The sequence below is a fragment of the Asticcacaulis solisilvae genome (assembly GCF_052327315.1).
Lineage (GTDB): Bacteria > Pseudomonadota > Alphaproteobacteria > Caulobacterales > Caulobacteraceae > Asticcacaulis > Asticcacaulis solisilvae_B.
Map to the genome: position 1 here is coordinate 3,786,781 of NZ_CP166196.1, position 14,656 is coordinate 3,801,436.

The window sequence follows — 14,656 nt, forward strand, 5'->3', positions numbered from 1 at the left end:
CTTCGAAACCATGGTGTCTTATCCCCCTTTTGAAGCCTTACGCCGACACGGCGCGCGGCGAAAACCAGTCCGGCAGCGGCTCTGCCGCCATCATCTGTTCGTAGCTTGGTCGAGGACGCACGACCGACCAGTCGGCGTCACGCACCAACACCTCGGGCGCGAGCGGACGCGAATTATATTCGCTTCCCATGACCGCACCATAGGCGCCCGCCGTCATGAAGGCGACCACATCGCCTTCGCGGCAGGCCGGCATCTCGCGGCCGCGCGTGAAGGTGTCGCCCGTTTCGCACACCGGACCGACCACGTCGTAGACCGTCGTATCGGCGGGATCGCCGGCATGGACAGGGCGGATGTCGTGATAGGCGTCGTAGAGCGCCGGACGGATCAGGTCGTTCATGCCGGCGTCGAGCACCAGGAACTTCTGGCCGCTGTCGGCGCGTTCATGGATATGGATGACGCGCGACAGCAGGACACCGGCATTGGCGGTGATCGCCCGGCCGGGCTCGAAGGTATAGCGCACGCCCAGGTCGCCGACGGTCAAAGCGACCATTTCGGCATAGTCGGCCGGAGCGGGCGGTTCCTTCTGATTGAAGTAGGGCACGCCCAGGCCGCCACCGAGGTCGAGACGCTCGACGCTGAGGCCGTTGGCGCGCAGGTCTTCGACCCAGCCGCGCATGCGCGAGAAGGCCGCCTGCATCGGTGTCAGGTCGGTGATCTGAGACCCGATATGGCAGGCAATGCCCATCGGCGCGATATGGCGGTGCGCCGAGGCTTCGGCATAGAGACGCAGCGCCTCCTCGGCCGACACGCCGAACTTGTCCTTGGCGCCGCCCGTGGTGATCTTGGCATGGCCGCCGGCGCCGACACCCGGATTGATGCGGATGACGACCGGCGCGATCATGTTCAGCGTGGCCGCCACGCGCGCCAGGCGCTCGAGCTCAGGCGGGGACTCGACATTGATCTGGTAGATGCCGGCCTTCAGCGCGAAGGCCATTTCCTCATCGGTCTTGCCGACGCCGGAAAAGACGATCTTGTTCGCCGGCACGCCGGCCTTCAGCGCCTTGCGGATTTCGCCTTCGGAAACCGTGTCGGCACCCGCGCCCTGGGCGGCGAGCGTACGCAACACGGCCAGGTTGGAGTTGGTCTTGACGGCATAGGCGACCAGCGGCGCCTCGCCCTTGGGGCTCTTCAGCGACGGATGCGCAGACACCGCGCCGGCGAAGACGGTGAAATGCCGCTCCAGCGTCGCGGTGCTGTAGACATAGACCGGGGTGCCGACCTCGCGCGCGATATCCTCCAGGGAGACCTGCTCGCAATGCATGACGCCGTTCCGGTACTCGAAGTGGTTCATAGGGCCGTCTTACTTGGGGGTATTGTTGTTGAAGCTCGTCGCGTTGCCGAAGCCTTCCAGCGGCGCGTCGGCGACGTTCTTGGTCGAACGATACGGATCTTTCTGCTTGTTGACATCGTTGATGTCGGGCTTGGCGCGCTCCGTTTCCTTGCTGGCCGAAGGATCGTCCAGCGTCGCCGTATCGCCGCCGCCGGCATTCTTGGACACCGAATAGCTCGACTTGGCATCCTTGCCGATCATCGGCGGCGCCTGCTCGAGTTGCCCCATCTTGCCGCACGCGCTGACGCCGACGGCGAGCGCGGCCCCGAGCATCGTTACGATCACGAGGCGGGCCTTGGCGGAAACAGGTGACGTCATGAGCGAAGTTCCTTCCAGCGCTGGATTTGCAGCCGGACCTGATCGGGCGCGGTGCCGCCATAGGACTGGCGGGACGCGGCCGAGGCCTCGGGCGTTAAGACCTTATACACATCCCCGGTGATCCTGGCTTCCAGATTCTGCAAGTCGCTTAACTCTAGTTGCGCCAAATCCACACCCTTGCCTTCGGCCAGCTTGACCGCGGCGCCGGTAATATGGTGCGCGTCACGGAAGGGGATGTTGAGGGTACGAACGAGCCAGTCGGCCAGATCCGTCGCCGTCGAAAAACCGGCGCCGGCCGCGGCGCGCATCTTTTCGGGCTGGGCCACGAGATCGCGCACCATGCCGGCCATGGCGCGCAGGGCCAGATCGAGCGCGTCGAAGCATTCGAACACCGGCGGCTTGTCTTCCTGCATGTCCTTGGAATAGGCCAGCGGCAACCCCTTCATGACGGTCATCAGGGCAATAAGCGAGCCGGTGATGCGGCCGGTCTTGGCGCGCACCAGCTCGGCGGCGTCGGGATTGCGCTTCTGCGGCATGATCGACGAGCCGGTCGAAAAAGCGTCCGACAGCTTGACGAAGCCGAACTGCGGCGTCGTCCAGATGACGATTTCCTCGGCCAGGCGCGACAGATGGCCGGCGCAGATGGCGGCGTGCGACATGGCTTCCAGCGCGAAGTCGCGCGCCGACACGCCGTCCAGGCTGTTGCCCATGGGGCGGTCGAAGCCAAGCGCTTCCGACGTCGCGAAGCGGTCGATCGGGAAGGGCGAACCGGCCAGCGCCGCCGAGCCCAGCGGATTTTCGTTCATGCGCGCGCGCGCATCGGCAAAGCGCGTGCGGTCGCGGCCGAACATTTCGACATAGGCCATCAGGTGGTGGCCGAAGGTCACGGGCTGGGCCGGCTGCAAGTGCGTAAAGCCCGGCATCAGGGTGTCGGCATGCTCTTCCGCGCGTTCCAGCAGCGCGCCTTGCAGGTCGTACAGCTCGGCGATGGTGGCATCGACCGCACCGCGCACCCACAGGCGGAAATCGGTCGCCACCTGGTCGTTGCGCGAGCGTGCGGTATGCAGGCGGCCGGCGGTCGTGCCGATCAGCTCACGCAGGCGCGCCTCGACATTCATATGGATGTCTTCGAATTCGTGGCGGAAAGGAAACACGCCATCACGAATCTCGGTCTCTATCGTATCGAGCCCGCCAGCGATCAGTTTGGCATCTTCAAAACTTATGATACCTTGCTTCGCCAGCATGGCGGCGTGGGCGCGTGAGCCCGCAAGGTCCTGTTGCCACAGGCGTTTGTCGACCTCGATCGAGACGTTGATCGCTTGCATAATCTCGTCGGGCCGGGCATTAAACCGTCCGCCCCACATTTCCTGGCCCTGCGATGGAGCGCGCGCGGCGCCAGGTTCAACGGTACTGGGGGCGCCCGTTTGGATTTTTGGGTCGGAATGATCGGTCATGGATAACCCTTTGGATAGTGACGGCCTGGCTGGGCAACCGTCGGTTCAACCCGCGCCCAAACCCGTACCGCAGCCGGTGGACAGCACCGGCGGCACGGCTATAGCCGAGGAAAAGCCGCAACCCAAGGCCCAAGGCAAGACAAAGTCTTCGAAAAAGCGCGTCAATATCGCGCTGTTCGTCGGCATCGTCCTGGTCGTCGTCGCGGTCGCCATCGGCGCGGGCATCTTCCTCGGGCCCAAGCTGATGGGCGGCGCCAAGGTCCAGGCCCCGGTCACGGCCGAAGCCCCCGAAGGCCCGCTGAAGGGTTACGCCAAGGGCTCGATCCTGCATCTGGTGACCTATGCCCAGCCGCACGCCATCGACAACATGGCCTTTATCGACCGCGACAAGAAGCCGGTCCACCTGGCCGACTTCAAGGGCCAGGTCGTGGTGCTGAACCTGTGGGCCACATGGTGCGCCCCGTGCCGCTTCGAAATGCCGACCCTCGCCCACCTGCAACAGCAATATGCCGGCCGGCCGATGAAGGTCATCCCGCTCAGCGGCGATACCGAGGAAAAGCTCGACGACGTCAAGTCGTTCATCGACGTGCAGGAGCCTTTGCAGGTCTATGCCGATCCGGAGCTGATCGCCAAGACGGCCAAGCTCAATGTCGCCGGCCTGCCCTCGACCCTGATCCTCAACAAGCAGGGCCAGATCGTCGCGCGCCTCGACGGCGAGGCCAGCTGGGATACGCCGGAAGTCCACGCCCTGCTCGACAAGCTGATGGCGGAATAATCAGCGAAGCGGCATCCACCGTTTGTACGTCAGGCACCGCCAGACCCATTCAAACGGCCCATAGCGGAAAATCGACATCCAGACTGTGCTGGCCACCAGTTGCCCGGCCCATATGGCCAGCACGTATGGCAGCAGGCCCGCGTCATTGACCTCGCCGAAGTGGGGAGGATGGCTGCCACGCCCGCCGTAGAATATCGCCGTCATGATCAGCGACTGCGTGAGGTAGTTGGTAAAGGCCATGCGTCCGGCACAGGCCAGCGGGTAGAGCAGCACACGCCCGGCAACGGATCGCCCGGCCAGGATCAGGATCGCGGCATAGCCGAGCGCCACCGGCAGGCACAGCACCGTATTGGCGATCTGGTAGAGACCGAAGGCCTGCGGAAACGGAAAGTGCGCCGAGACGCTCTGCCAGGCCTGGAAGGCAATGGCGATCAGGCCGACGACGGCCATGGCGATGAGCATCAGGTGCAGGCGCGGGCTGCGCTCGCCATGATAGAAGCCGAGACGGAACAGGCCCGCGCCGATCATCATCAGGCCAAGCGTCGTCGGCAGGAAGTCGATCAGCTCCGGCAGGATGGTCGTGGCCCATTCGGTGAAATTGCCGCCGAGCGAATCCCAGAAATTGCCGCGCATCGCCGCCACGACACTGTCGATATCGACCGCCTGCGGCGCCGTGCCGTCGGCCACGGTGATCGTCGGCACCAGCACGATGGCTGCGCCCGCCAGGAACAGGAACAGCCCCCAGCCGATCAGCACGCGCGGCGCCATATTGCGCCACGGCCAGAAAATAAAACCCGTCACCGCATAGGACAGCAGGATATCACCGTGCCAGATCAGCGCGCCGTGGATCAGGCCGAAGACGGCCAGCCACAGCAGCCGCCGGAACAAGGGCATCCGCCACGGCGAGGCCGCCTCATCGCGGCCGACCAGAAAGACGCTGACGCCGAACAGCAGCGTAAACGTCGTGACGAATTTTTCGCGGAAGAAGACCTCGACCACGGTCCACAGCGTCAGGTCCTGCGGGCTCAGTGCGACGGGCGACAGCGCCGGATTGGAATAGACGTCCATGGGCTGAGCAAAGGCAATGGCGTTGACCGCCAGGATGCCGAAGACGGCCAGGCCGCGGATGTGGTCGAGCGCCACGATCCGGTGTTTCGCCGGAACTGTCCCGGCATCTTCCATATCAGGCAGGCTTCGGCCGCGTCAGGGCCACCTGCTGCAACAGGATGGCCGACGGGATCGCCATGGCCAGGTGCGCCAGGACCAGAAGCCCGCCCAGCATGCCGAAGGATTGCAGCAAACCCGCCGACATATCGGCATGTTCCAGCACCATCAGCTTGATCAGGGCGGCCAGGCTGCCCAGCACGGTGACGAACAGGGCGCAGACCAGCACGGTCAGGATGGCGTGCAGCCGCGACGGCGGCGGACGAAGGCGCCACAGGGCGAGAGAACCGACCAGCCAGGCCAGGGCCAGCACCATCTGGCGCTGCGTGTCGCCGATGGCGTCCTGGGTGCCGATGACGATCTGCACGATGAACCAGCACAGGCCATGCAGCAGCATCGCGGCCAGGGTGGACGCGATCATCCAGGTCGAATGCGGCGTGCGGACGTGGAGCTTTTCCATCTATCGCGTCGGCACAGGCTTTTCGCCGCGATAGTCGTAGAAGCCGCGGCCGACCTTGCGCCCGACCCAGCCGGCTTCGACATACTTCACCAGCAGCGGGCACGGACGGTATTTGGAATCCGACAGGCCTTCATACAGCACGTTCATCACGGCCAGCACGGTGTCGAGCCCGATGAAGTCCGCCAGTTCCAGCGGCCCCATCGGATGGTTGGTGCCGAGCCTCATGCCGGTGTCGATGGCTTCGACCGTGCCGACGCCTTCGTACAGGGTGTAGATCGCCTCGTTGATCATCGGAATCAGGATGCGGTTGACGATGAAGGCCGGAAAGTCTTCGGAATTGGCCGTCGTCTTGCCGAGGCTGCGGGCGAAGTTCACGGCCAGCTCATAGGTCTCGGGCTCGGTGGCGATGCCGCGGATGATTTCGACCAGCTTCATGATCGGCACGGGGTTCATGAAGTGCAAGCCGATGAACTTGCCGGGACGGTCGGTCGCCGCCGCCAGGCGGGTAATCGAGATGGAGGACGTGTTCGACGCCAGCAAGGCTTCGGGCTTAAGGTGTTCGCACACCGACTTGAAGATGGCCTTCTTGACGTCTTCGCTTTCGGTGGCGGCCTCGATGACCAGGTCGCACTGCGACAGCTCGCTGACCGAGGCGGCGGGCGTCAGCCGCGCCTGCGCGTCGTGTGCCGCGTCGGCAGTAATGGCTTCCTTCTCGACAAGGCGGGCCAGGCTCTTTTCGATGCGCCCGAAGGCCTTCTTCACGGCGTCGGACGACTGGTCGAACAGGACGACGTCATAACCCGACTGAGCGGCGACCTGGGCGATACCCACCCCCATCTGTCCCGCGCCGATAATGCCGACCGATTTGATCTCCATGTCCGTCCTCGTCTGTAGTCCCCTCGCCTATATGGGGATATGGCGAGCTTTTATGCAATGCAATATGAAAAGCGAAGCCTCCCCGCAGCAGGGCTACGGGGAGGATCGATCGTCTCTCTTTTTTCTTAACCCAGCGCCTTGAGCAGCGCGGGAACGGCGGTCTTGTAATCCTCGACCAGGCCGAAATCGGCGACGCCGAAGATCGGCGCTTCCGGATCCTTGTTGATCGCCACGATGACCTTGGAGTCCTTCATGCCGGCCAGGTGCTGGATGGCGCCCGAAATGCCGATGGCGATGTAGATGTCCGGCGCCACGACCTTGCCCGTCTGGCCGACCTGATAGTCGTTGGGCGCGTAGCCGGCGTCGACCGCCGCGCGCGAGGCGCCGACCGCGGCGCCGAGGCGATCCGCCAGGGGATCGAGCACGCCGTTGAACTCCTCGGCCGAACCGAGCGCGCGGCCGCCCGAAACGACGACGCGGGCAGATCCCAGTTCCGGACGGTCCGACTTGACCTTCTCTTCGGAAACGAAGCGGGTCTTGCCGAAGACCGCCGGGGCGGCCACGGTTTCCGTCGCGGCGGAACCACCTTCACCGGCGGGTTTGAACGCCGTCGGACGCACGGTCAGGACCTTTTTCGCTTCCGACGTCTGTACGGTCTCGAGCGCGTTGCCGGCATAGATCGGACGCACGAAGGTGCTTGCGTCGACGACCTGGAGGACGTCGGAGACCAGCGACACGTCGAGCAGGGCGGCGACGCGCGGGGCGACGTTCTTGCCTGAGCTGGAGGCCGGGATGGCCACCGTGTCGTAACCGCCGGCCAGGCCGACGATCAGGGCCGACACGTCCTCGGCCAGGTCCTGCTTCAGCGCTGGCGATTGCGACACCAGCACCTTGCGCACGCCGGCGATCTTCGCGGCCTGGGCGGCCACGCCATCGATGCCTTCGCCGTAAACCAGCACATCGATATCGCCCGACAGGCCAGTTGCGGCCGTCACCGTCTTGTGCGTGGAATCACGCAGAGCCGAACCGTCGTGATCGGCAATAACCAGAACCGCCATCAGAGTACTCCCGCTGCCTTGAGATCAGCCACCAGTTCGGCGGCATCGGCCACCTTCTTGCCGGCGCCGCGCTTCGGCGGCTCGGCAACCTTCACCACCTTCAGACGCGGCGCGACATCGACGCCGTAATCGGCGACGGCCTTGACGTCGAGGGGCTTCTTCTTGGCCTTCATGATATTGGGCAAGGACGCATAGCGCGGCTCGTTGAGGCGCAGGTCGGTGGTGATCACCGCCGGAAGCTGCACGCCCACGGTCTGCAGACCGCCGTCGACTTCGCGCGTCACCAGGGCCTCGCCGCCCTCGATCACGACCTTCGAGGCGAACGTCGCCTGCGGCCAGTCGAGCAAAGCCGCCAGCATCTGGCCGGTGGCGTTGTTGTCGCCGTCGATCGCCTGCTTGCCCATGATGACCAGGTCGGGCTTTTCCTGTTCGATCACGGCCTTCAGCAGCTTGGCCACGGCCAGCGGTTCGACGTCCTGGTCCGTCTGAATGAGAATGCCGCGGTCGGCGCCGATGGTCAGCGCCGTGACGATGGTGTCGCGCGCCTGCGCCGGCCCGATCGAAACGGCGACGATCTCGGTCGCCACACCCTTTTCCTTGAGGCGGGTGGCTTCTTCGACGGCGATTTCGTCGAACGGATTCATCGACATCTTGACGTTGGACAGGTCGACACCCGACTGGTCGGCCTTGACGCGGACCTTGACGTTGAAATCGAGCACCCGCTTGACGGGGACGAGTATCTTCATGACTACCTCTGTAAAGGCTGGCCTCTGTAACCGGTTGGGAACCCGCCCGGGTGTGCGAAGCCGCCGTGACGGAGAATTGCTCCGGCGGCTGATGTTTTCGTCGCGCTTGTGCCGCCCGAGCCCCTTAAAGTCAATTGGAAAGGCTCGGAATCCCTCTTGAATCAAAGGAATTTCGATTGCCCTCGTAACGGGTTCGGCGCATAAGTCGCGCGATCGTCCTTATAGAAAAAGTTTCCGCGAACGTCAACATGCCGAGCAATATCCGTTATCTGAAATACTGGTTCATGGGCCTGCTGCTGGTCGGCGTTACCCTGACCGCCGGCTACGACCTGCTCTACGGCATCCCGAAGAAGAAGTGCGACGCGGCCGGCAACTGGTGGTCATGGAGCGACCGTCACTGCTACGCGCCGATCTATCTGCCGACCCTGACGCACCGCAAGCCGGGCGACCCGCTGACCGTCGACTGGCATGACAAAAAGGCCGGAGCGTCCGCCCCGGCCTCTTCGGTATCGGTTTCCAAGTAAATCCTAGCCCTGCGGAGCGGCGCTCGACGCGTCTCCGGCAGCCCTGAACGCCGCCACGGCGGCGTCAGCCTTCTGGCGCTGCGCTTCGCTCAGGTCCGACCGCAAGGCCGAGGCTTCGCGCGCCGCGTCCTTGTCGCCCGAACGCGCGGCGATGCTCAGCCACTTGTAGGCTTCAGACGGGTCCAGCGGCACGCCTTCGCCACGCTCGTACAGCAGGCCCAGATTATACTGGCTGTCGCTGACGCCGCGCTCGGCCGCCTTGCGGAACCAGATGGCAGCCGTGACAGGGTTCTGCGAACCGCCGACACCGTTGTAATACATGGTGCCGAGATTGTGCATGGCCGTGGCGACGCCGCCCTGGGCCGCGCGCTCGGTCCACAGCCGCGCCGCGGCCGGATCGGGCTTCACATAGTTGCCGTCGCCGCGATAGATGCCGCTCAGCTTGTTCTGCGCATCGGCATAGCCCTGCTCGGCGACATGACGCAACTGGTCGACGGCGCCCGGCGCATGGGCCTCCAGGGCCTGCGACGCCGATTGGTATTCGGCGCGCAGCAGGCCGTCGTCAATGTGCTCAGGCGCGGTGGCGACGGCCGTCGCTGCCAGGGGCGCCGCCGTCTTCGGTTCCAGATAGTTCTTGACGCCCAGCGCGGTCATGCCGCCGACGCCGACGATACCCGCCGCCACGGCCGACACCTTGAACGCCTTGAGCAGCGTGCTTTCCTTGGGCGCCTTCTTGGCCGGCTTGGGCTGGCTGCGCGTCCCCGGCTTCAGGCCGAGGCCGGCCAGCGGGCCGCGCGGACGGTCGTCATAGCCGCCTTCCATGCTGGCGCGCACGGCGGCGCGGGCCGCCGCCAGGGCGTCACGCGTCGATACCGACACGCCCGGCTCTTCATCGAGCAGGTCGATATCGTCGTCGACCTGGCGTTGCGGCGGCGTATCGCCCTCGGCCAGTTCGTCGGCGAGATCGAGCGTGGCGCGCCCGCGGCCAAAGCCCTGTGCCACCGGCGCATCGGCGCGCGGCGCGGTCTTGCGGGCGACTTCGATATCGGCGAACGGATCGGCTTCGTCCTCGGCCGGACCCGCCTGGCGGCCTGTCGCGGGCACGAGTTCGTATTCCAGGTCTTCCGAGGCGAAGGGATCGAAGGCGGGTTCATCCTCGGCAACGGCCTGGGGCTGCACCTCTTCCAGGTCTTCCACGACAGGCTCGGCCTGCACGGCAGGCTCGGGCGCGGGACGGGCGAAGGCCGGCGGCGGTGCGCCGGCATCGTCGTCGTCGTCGATATCGGCAAAGGGATCCGGGAGGGCAGCCGCCGGCTGGCGCGCGGGCGACGGCGCGGCGCGCAGGTTGTTCTCGGCCAGCAGCGCCTCGGTCTGGGCGTGCGCCAGCTTCTGGTCGAGGCGCGCCCGCGCTTCATCCAGCAGCTTCACCGTGCGCTCTTCCGACTGGCGGATGCGGTCGGTCAGTTCGTTGCGCACATGGTCGCGGTGGGCTTCGATCGCCTGGCCGACACCTTCGACGGCCTGGGTCGTGCGGCGGTCGTTTTCCGCCATACGCTGGCCGAGGCGTTCGGAAATGCGCGCGATCTCGTTGCCGAGACGCTCCAACGCCTGGGCATGACCGCTGTCGGCGCGTTGCTGGCGGACTTCGACGGCCTCGGCGACGCGGCCGATTTCGGCGCCCAACCGGTTCAGGCTTTCGTGGCCGGCCGCTTCGACCGACGACACGCGGCGGTTCAGCGTCTCGGCGACGCGCATGACGTCGGCGCCCAGCTTTTCAATGGCGGCGGCGGACCGCTGCTCGGCCTGTTCGACGCGGCGGGCAAAGGCCTTCAGTACCTGCTCGGCCGTGGCGCCGGTCTTGTCGTCGAGCGCCCGCAGCAGTTCGGCGCGCGAATCCTCGACCCGGCGCGACAGGTCGTTGGCCAGGCGCGACAGCGACTGGACCTGCTCGGGGTCGGTGACGTCGCCACGCTCCTCGGCACGGTTCAGGCGCGCGTCGAGGGTGGTAAAGGCCTGTTCCAGCGCGCGGATGGCGCCCGAAGTCTGGGCCTCGGCCTGTTCCAGACGCTGCGCCAGCCGGGCCACGACCTTGTCGATAACGCCTTGCGCGGCGCGTTCGGGATCGCGGACCTCTATCTGCGCCAGACGGTGCGACAGGCCGACCATATCCTCGCGGATGTCCTTGACCGTATCGCGGCTGCGCTGTTCGCCTTCGTAAAGCTGGTTGGCCAGCTTGCCGAGCGCACCTTCGACCGCACGGACGGTGTCCAGCGCCGCCGGGCTCTTAAGCTCGTTTTCGAGGCGGGCAATGTGCTCGCGCTCTTCGCGCAGGTTGCTCGACAGGCCGTCGAGCCGCTCGGCCTGGGCATCGATCAGGCGTTCCGCCTGGGCCAGGCGCTCGGCCAGTTCTTCACGGCTTTCTTCCTGCTGAACGCGCAAAGACTCGGTCTGCTCGGAAAAGCGTTCGGCCTGGGTGGCTTCGGAGCGCTCCAGGCGGTCGAGAATCGAATCGACGGCCGACGATACGCCGCGCACGGCCGTTGCCGACCGCGTTTCGGAGCCTTCGATGCGGCTGCTCAGGGCTTCCAGCACGCGGGCGACGCGGCCCAGCTCGTCGGAGGCGACATCATAACCACGGTCTTCGTCCTGACGCGGGCGGTCCTCGAAGATCGAGCGACGGCGCAGGTCGGACGAAGTGATGCCGCGGCTTTCGCGCGCCGCCAGCGGGCGGGCGCCAGACGAGTAGGGCGCGGCCGGACGGCGCGGCTCGTCGTCGAGATCGTTGTGTGTTTCGCGATAGGCCGGACGGCGGCGGGCGGGTTGCGCCTCGCGCGTCTCATTGCGCGGGTCCGGACGGCCTTCGGCGCGGTCGCGCTCACGGCTGATCGCCGCGCCGACATCCTCGCCTTCGAGAATCATGTGGTTCAGCCACTCGCCCAGCGTCATGCCGGACCGGCGCGCCAAGTCCTTGGCGACCTCACGCGCCTTGGCGTCGATCCCTTTAACACTCCAAGGCGCACTCGCGGTCATGCGATTCCCCATACTTCCGACCCGGAAGCGTAGACCGCAGAATGTTGGGTGTAAACCTTTTGTTAACCGCTACATCTTGATTCACGTAATTTCTCTGTGGAAATCCCGGAACACGGTTTCGCTTTTCAGGAGAACAAGGGATGTGCCGCATGCCACCGGCTGCGGCAGAGGACAATATCGTGATATTGCCGTTCGTTTTTCCGGCGATCCCGCTTGCCGCGGCCGGTCGCCGGCGGCATATGGGCACGATGGAAATCGAGTTGATCCCTACGGTGATTCTGTCGTGCGTGGCCAGTGCCCTGGCGATTTTTTGCGGCTATATGGGCCAGCGCCCGATGAATCCGAACCGCGGCCCGCGCATGGTGCCCTGGCGCTTCCTCATGCTGCTCTTCGTCGTCGCAGCCATGATGCTGATCGTGCACCTGCTCAACCTGCTCGGCTTCACGACAGGGCAACAGCAGCCCAAATATTAAAAAAGCGCCGGTGTCCCGACGCTTTTCCTGTGTGCTCAAGGCTCGCCGCATCAGCGGCGGCGCGCAGTCGCGTGCTCCCCAGGCCAGGCGCGATATGCGCCTGGCCTGGGGAGCTTATCCCGCGAAGCACCAGGCCAATACGGCCTTCTGAGCGTGGATGCGGTTTTCCGCCTCGTCCCAGATCACGGATTGCGGCCCGTCGATGACGCCGTCGGTCACCTCTTCACCGCGGTGGGCCGGCAGGCAATGCAGGAACAGGGCGTCGGAACGCGCCTCCTTCATCAGCGCCTCGTTGACCTGATAGGGCTGGAAGGCCTCCAGGCGCTCGTCGTGGTCTAGGTCGCCCATAGACACCCAGGTATCGGCCATGACGACATCGGCGCCCTTGACCGCTTCGCGCGGGTCGCTGGTGACCAGCACCTTGGCACGCGCTTCCGAAGCGAAGACCATGGCGTTCATGTCGGGCTTGTAGCGGTCCGGGCAGGCGATATTCAGCGTAAAACCGAAGCGCGCCGCCGCATGGATGAAGCTGTTGCACACATTGTTGCCGTCGCCGACCCAGGCCAGGGTCTTGCCCTCGACCGCGCCGCGATGTTCCTCGATCGTCTGGATGTCGGCCAGAATCTGGCACGGGTGGCTCATATTGGTCAGCCCGTTGATCACCGGCACGCTCGACGCCTTGGCCAGGCGGTCGACGTCTTCGTGGCGGTTGGCGCGGATCATGATGGCGTCGACCATGCGCGACAGCACCTTGGCGGTGTCCTCGATCGGCTCACCGCGGCCGAGCTGCATGTCGAGCGCGGTCGAGATGATGGCCTGGCCGCCGAGCTGGCGGATGGCGGCGTCGAACGAGAAGCGCGTGCGCGTCGAGTTCTTTTCGAAGATCATCGCCAGGACGCGGTTCCTGGCCGGCGCGTCGGCGTCGGCCTGGCCCTTGGGCCAGCCTTGCCGCAGTTTCTTGCGCGCGTGGGCGTCGTCGACGATAGCGCGCAACTCCTCTGCGCTCAGGTCGCAGATGTCGAGAAAATGGCGGGTCATGAATGACTCCTAAGAATTTTTTATGCAGTCTCTTTGGACTTGGCGGCGGCGCGTAAGGACTCGAAAGCCTTTTCGAGAAGGCCCACGGCTTCTCTGGCCTCGGCTTCGGTCAGGTTCAGCGGCGGCAGCATGCGGACGCAGTTGTCCGAACCGCCGGCGATCAAAAGGCCGGCATCGCGCGCGGCCGCCATGACTTCGCGGTTGTTCGGCTTGACCTTGATGCCGACCAGCAGGCCCTTGCCGCGGACCTCGTCGATCATGTCGGGCCAGGCGTCCTTGAGACCTTCCAGCTGCTGGCGCAGGTAGCCCGAGACGCGGTTGACGTTGTCGAGCAGCTCGGGCTTCGAGATTTCGCCGAAGGCCGCAAGGCCGACCGCCATGGCCAGGGGGTTGCCGCCGAAGGTCGAACCGTGCGTGCCGACGACCATGCCGGACGCAGCCTCACGCGTGGCGAGACAGGCGCCGATCGGAAACCCGCCGCCCAGCGCCTTGGCGATGCACATGACGTCGGGCTGGACGCCGGAATGCTCATAGGCCCACAGCTTGCCCGAACGGCCCATGCCGCACTGGATCTCGTCGAAGATCAGCAGCAGGCCGTTGTCGTCGCACAGGTCGCGCAGGGCTTGCAGCTCGGCATCGGTCAGCGCGCGCGCGCCGCCTTCGCCCTGCACCGGCTCGACCATGATGGCCGCCGCCGTCGGGGCCGAAGCCGCCGCCTTGATCGCGTCCGGATCATCGAGGCTGACATTGACGAAGCCCGGCAGGCGCGGACCGAAGCCCGTGATGTAGGGCTCATAGCCGCCGGCCGTCACCGCCGCCAGGGTGCGGCCGTGGAAGGCGCCCTGGAAGGTGATGATGTCGGCGCGCTGGTCGTCACCCCTGGCGCTATGGTATTTGCGCGCCAGCTTGATGGCGCACTCGACCGCCTCGGTGCCCGAATTGGTGAAGAAGACCTGGTCGGCGAACGACGCCGCGCTCAGCTTGTTCGCCAGTTCGGCCTGTCCCGGAATGGTGAAGATGTTCGAGACGTGCCACAGCTTTTGCGCCTGCTTCGTCACCGCTTCGACCAGCACCGGCGCGGCGTGGCCCAGCCCGTTGGTGGCTATGCCCTGGACGAAATCGAGGAAGCTTCGGCCCGATCGATCGTAAAGGCGTGTGCCCTCACCGCGCTCGACCTCGATGGGTGCGCGATTATAGACGCCGAACAGATGATCTTCCGAAACCTCGCTCATGACAGTAATCCCAAAAGAGAAAAGCCCCTTCGCGGGCGCTTCCGGAGGTGGAAGCGTCACGAAAGGGACACAAACTCTAAGCTTTCGGGGCTTAGGCGCGCCTTTTGAATAACAATGG

Annotated in this window: 14 protein-coding genes; 3 read left to right on the forward strand and 11 right to left on the reverse strand. The window is 65.4% G+C overall.

The features are described from left to right. Positions 1-37: 37 nt before the first annotated feature. Genes lysA through argH form a run of 3 tightly spaced genes read right to left on the reverse strand, consistent with a single transcriptional unit; the run spans position 38 to position 3,072 of the window. The gene (gene lysA, locus AB8717_RS17790; protein ID WP_443748654.1) at positions 38-1,351 is read right to left on the reverse strand and encodes a diaminopimelate decarboxylase; all 1,314 of its coding nucleotides are present in this window, start codon (positions 1,349-1,351) and stop codon (positions 38-40) included. A gap of 9 nt (positions 1,352-1,360) precedes the next feature. Next, positions 1,361-1,708, reverse strand: coding sequence for a hypothetical protein (locus AB8717_RS17795; protein WP_443748655.1), 348 nt, complete (start codon positions 1,706-1,708; stop codon positions 1,361-1,363). Continuing rightward, positions 1,705-3,072, reverse strand: a complete 1,368-nt coding sequence (argH, locus tag AB8717_RS17800) for an argininosuccinate lyase (RefSeq protein ID WP_443750919.1) — start codon at positions 3,070-3,072, stop codon at positions 1,705-1,707. The genes AB8717_RS17795 and argH overlap by 4 nt, the downstream gene beginning before the upstream one ends. A gap of 88 nt (positions 3,073-3,160) precedes the next feature. Between argH and AB8717_RS17805 the strand changes: the two genes are divergently transcribed. Then, positions 3,161-3,937 (forward strand): TlpA family protein disulfide reductase, encoded by a 777-nt coding sequence (locus AB8717_RS17805; protein ID WP_443748656.1) that lies wholly within the window; start codon positions 3,161-3,163, stop codon positions 3,935-3,937. On the opposite strand, the gene AB8717_RS17810 is transcribed toward AB8717_RS17805, so the two are convergent. From AB8717_RS17810 to AB8717_RS17830, 5 genes are all read right to left on the reverse strand, one after another. After that, positions 3,938-5,119 (reverse strand): DUF418 domain-containing protein, encoded by a 1,182-nt coding sequence (locus tag AB8717_RS17810; protein WP_443748657.1) that lies wholly within the window; start codon positions 5,117-5,119, stop codon positions 3,938-3,940. A 1-nt stretch (position 5,120) separates the two neighbouring features. Next, positions 5,121-5,561, reverse strand: coding sequence for a hypothetical protein (locus AB8717_RS17815; protein ID WP_443748658.1), 441 nt, complete (start codon positions 5,559-5,561; stop codon positions 5,121-5,123). Next, the gene (locus tag AB8717_RS17820) at positions 5,562-6,437 is read right to left on the reverse strand and encodes a 3-hydroxybutyryl-CoA dehydrogenase (RefSeq protein WP_443748659.1); all 876 of its coding nucleotides are present in this window, start codon (positions 6,435-6,437) and stop codon (positions 5,562-5,564) included. A gap of 125 nt (positions 6,438-6,562) precedes the next feature. Next, positions 6,563-7,495, reverse strand: a complete 933-nt coding sequence (locus AB8717_RS17825) for an electron transfer flavoprotein subunit alpha/FixB family protein (protein WP_443748660.1) — start codon at positions 7,493-7,495, stop codon at positions 6,563-6,565. Beyond that, a complete protein-coding gene (locus AB8717_RS17830) occupies positions 7,495-8,241 on the reverse strand; it encodes an electron transfer flavoprotein subunit beta/FixA family protein (protein ID WP_443748661.1) in 747 nt (248 codons plus the stop codon). Before AB8717_RS17830 ends, AB8717_RS17825 begins: the two co-directional genes overlap by 1 nt. Positions 8,242-8,489: 248 nt before the next feature. Between AB8717_RS17830 and AB8717_RS17835 the strand changes: the two genes are divergently transcribed. Then, positions 8,490-8,765: a hypothetical protein gene (locus AB8717_RS17835; RefSeq protein ID WP_443748662.1), complete on the forward strand. Its 276-nt coding sequence runs from the start codon at positions 8,490-8,492 to the stop codon at positions 8,763-8,765. 3 nt (positions 8,766-8,768) lie between these two features. Here the strand turns inward: AB8717_RS17835 and AB8717_RS17840 are convergent, their stop codons facing one another. After that, positions 8,769-11,795: a hypothetical protein gene (locus AB8717_RS17840; protein WP_443748663.1), complete on the reverse strand. Its 3,027-nt coding sequence runs from the start codon at positions 11,793-11,795 to the stop codon at positions 8,769-8,771. Between the two features lie 149 nt (positions 11,796-11,944). On the opposite strand from AB8717_RS17840, the gene AB8717_RS17845 reads away from it, so the two are divergent. Then, positions 11,945-12,268, forward strand: coding sequence for a hypothetical protein (locus AB8717_RS17845; RefSeq protein ID WP_443748664.1), 324 nt, complete (start codon positions 11,945-11,947; stop codon positions 12,266-12,268). A 114-nt stretch (positions 12,269-12,382) separates the two neighbouring features. Here AB8717_RS17845 and argF read toward each other — a convergent pair whose 3' ends face one another. Further along, positions 12,383-13,306 carry an ornithine carbamoyltransferase gene (gene argF, locus AB8717_RS17850; RefSeq protein ID WP_443748665.1) on the reverse strand — a complete coding sequence of 308 codons (924 nt, stop codon included), beginning with the start codon at positions 13,304-13,306 and terminating at the stop codon, positions 12,383-12,385. 20 nt (positions 13,307-13,326) lie between these two features. After that, positions 13,327-14,538, reverse strand: a complete 1,212-nt coding sequence (locus AB8717_RS17855; protein WP_443748666.1) for an aspartate aminotransferase family protein — start codon at positions 14,536-14,538, stop codon at positions 13,327-13,329. Positions 14,539-14,656: the final 118 nt, after the last annotated feature.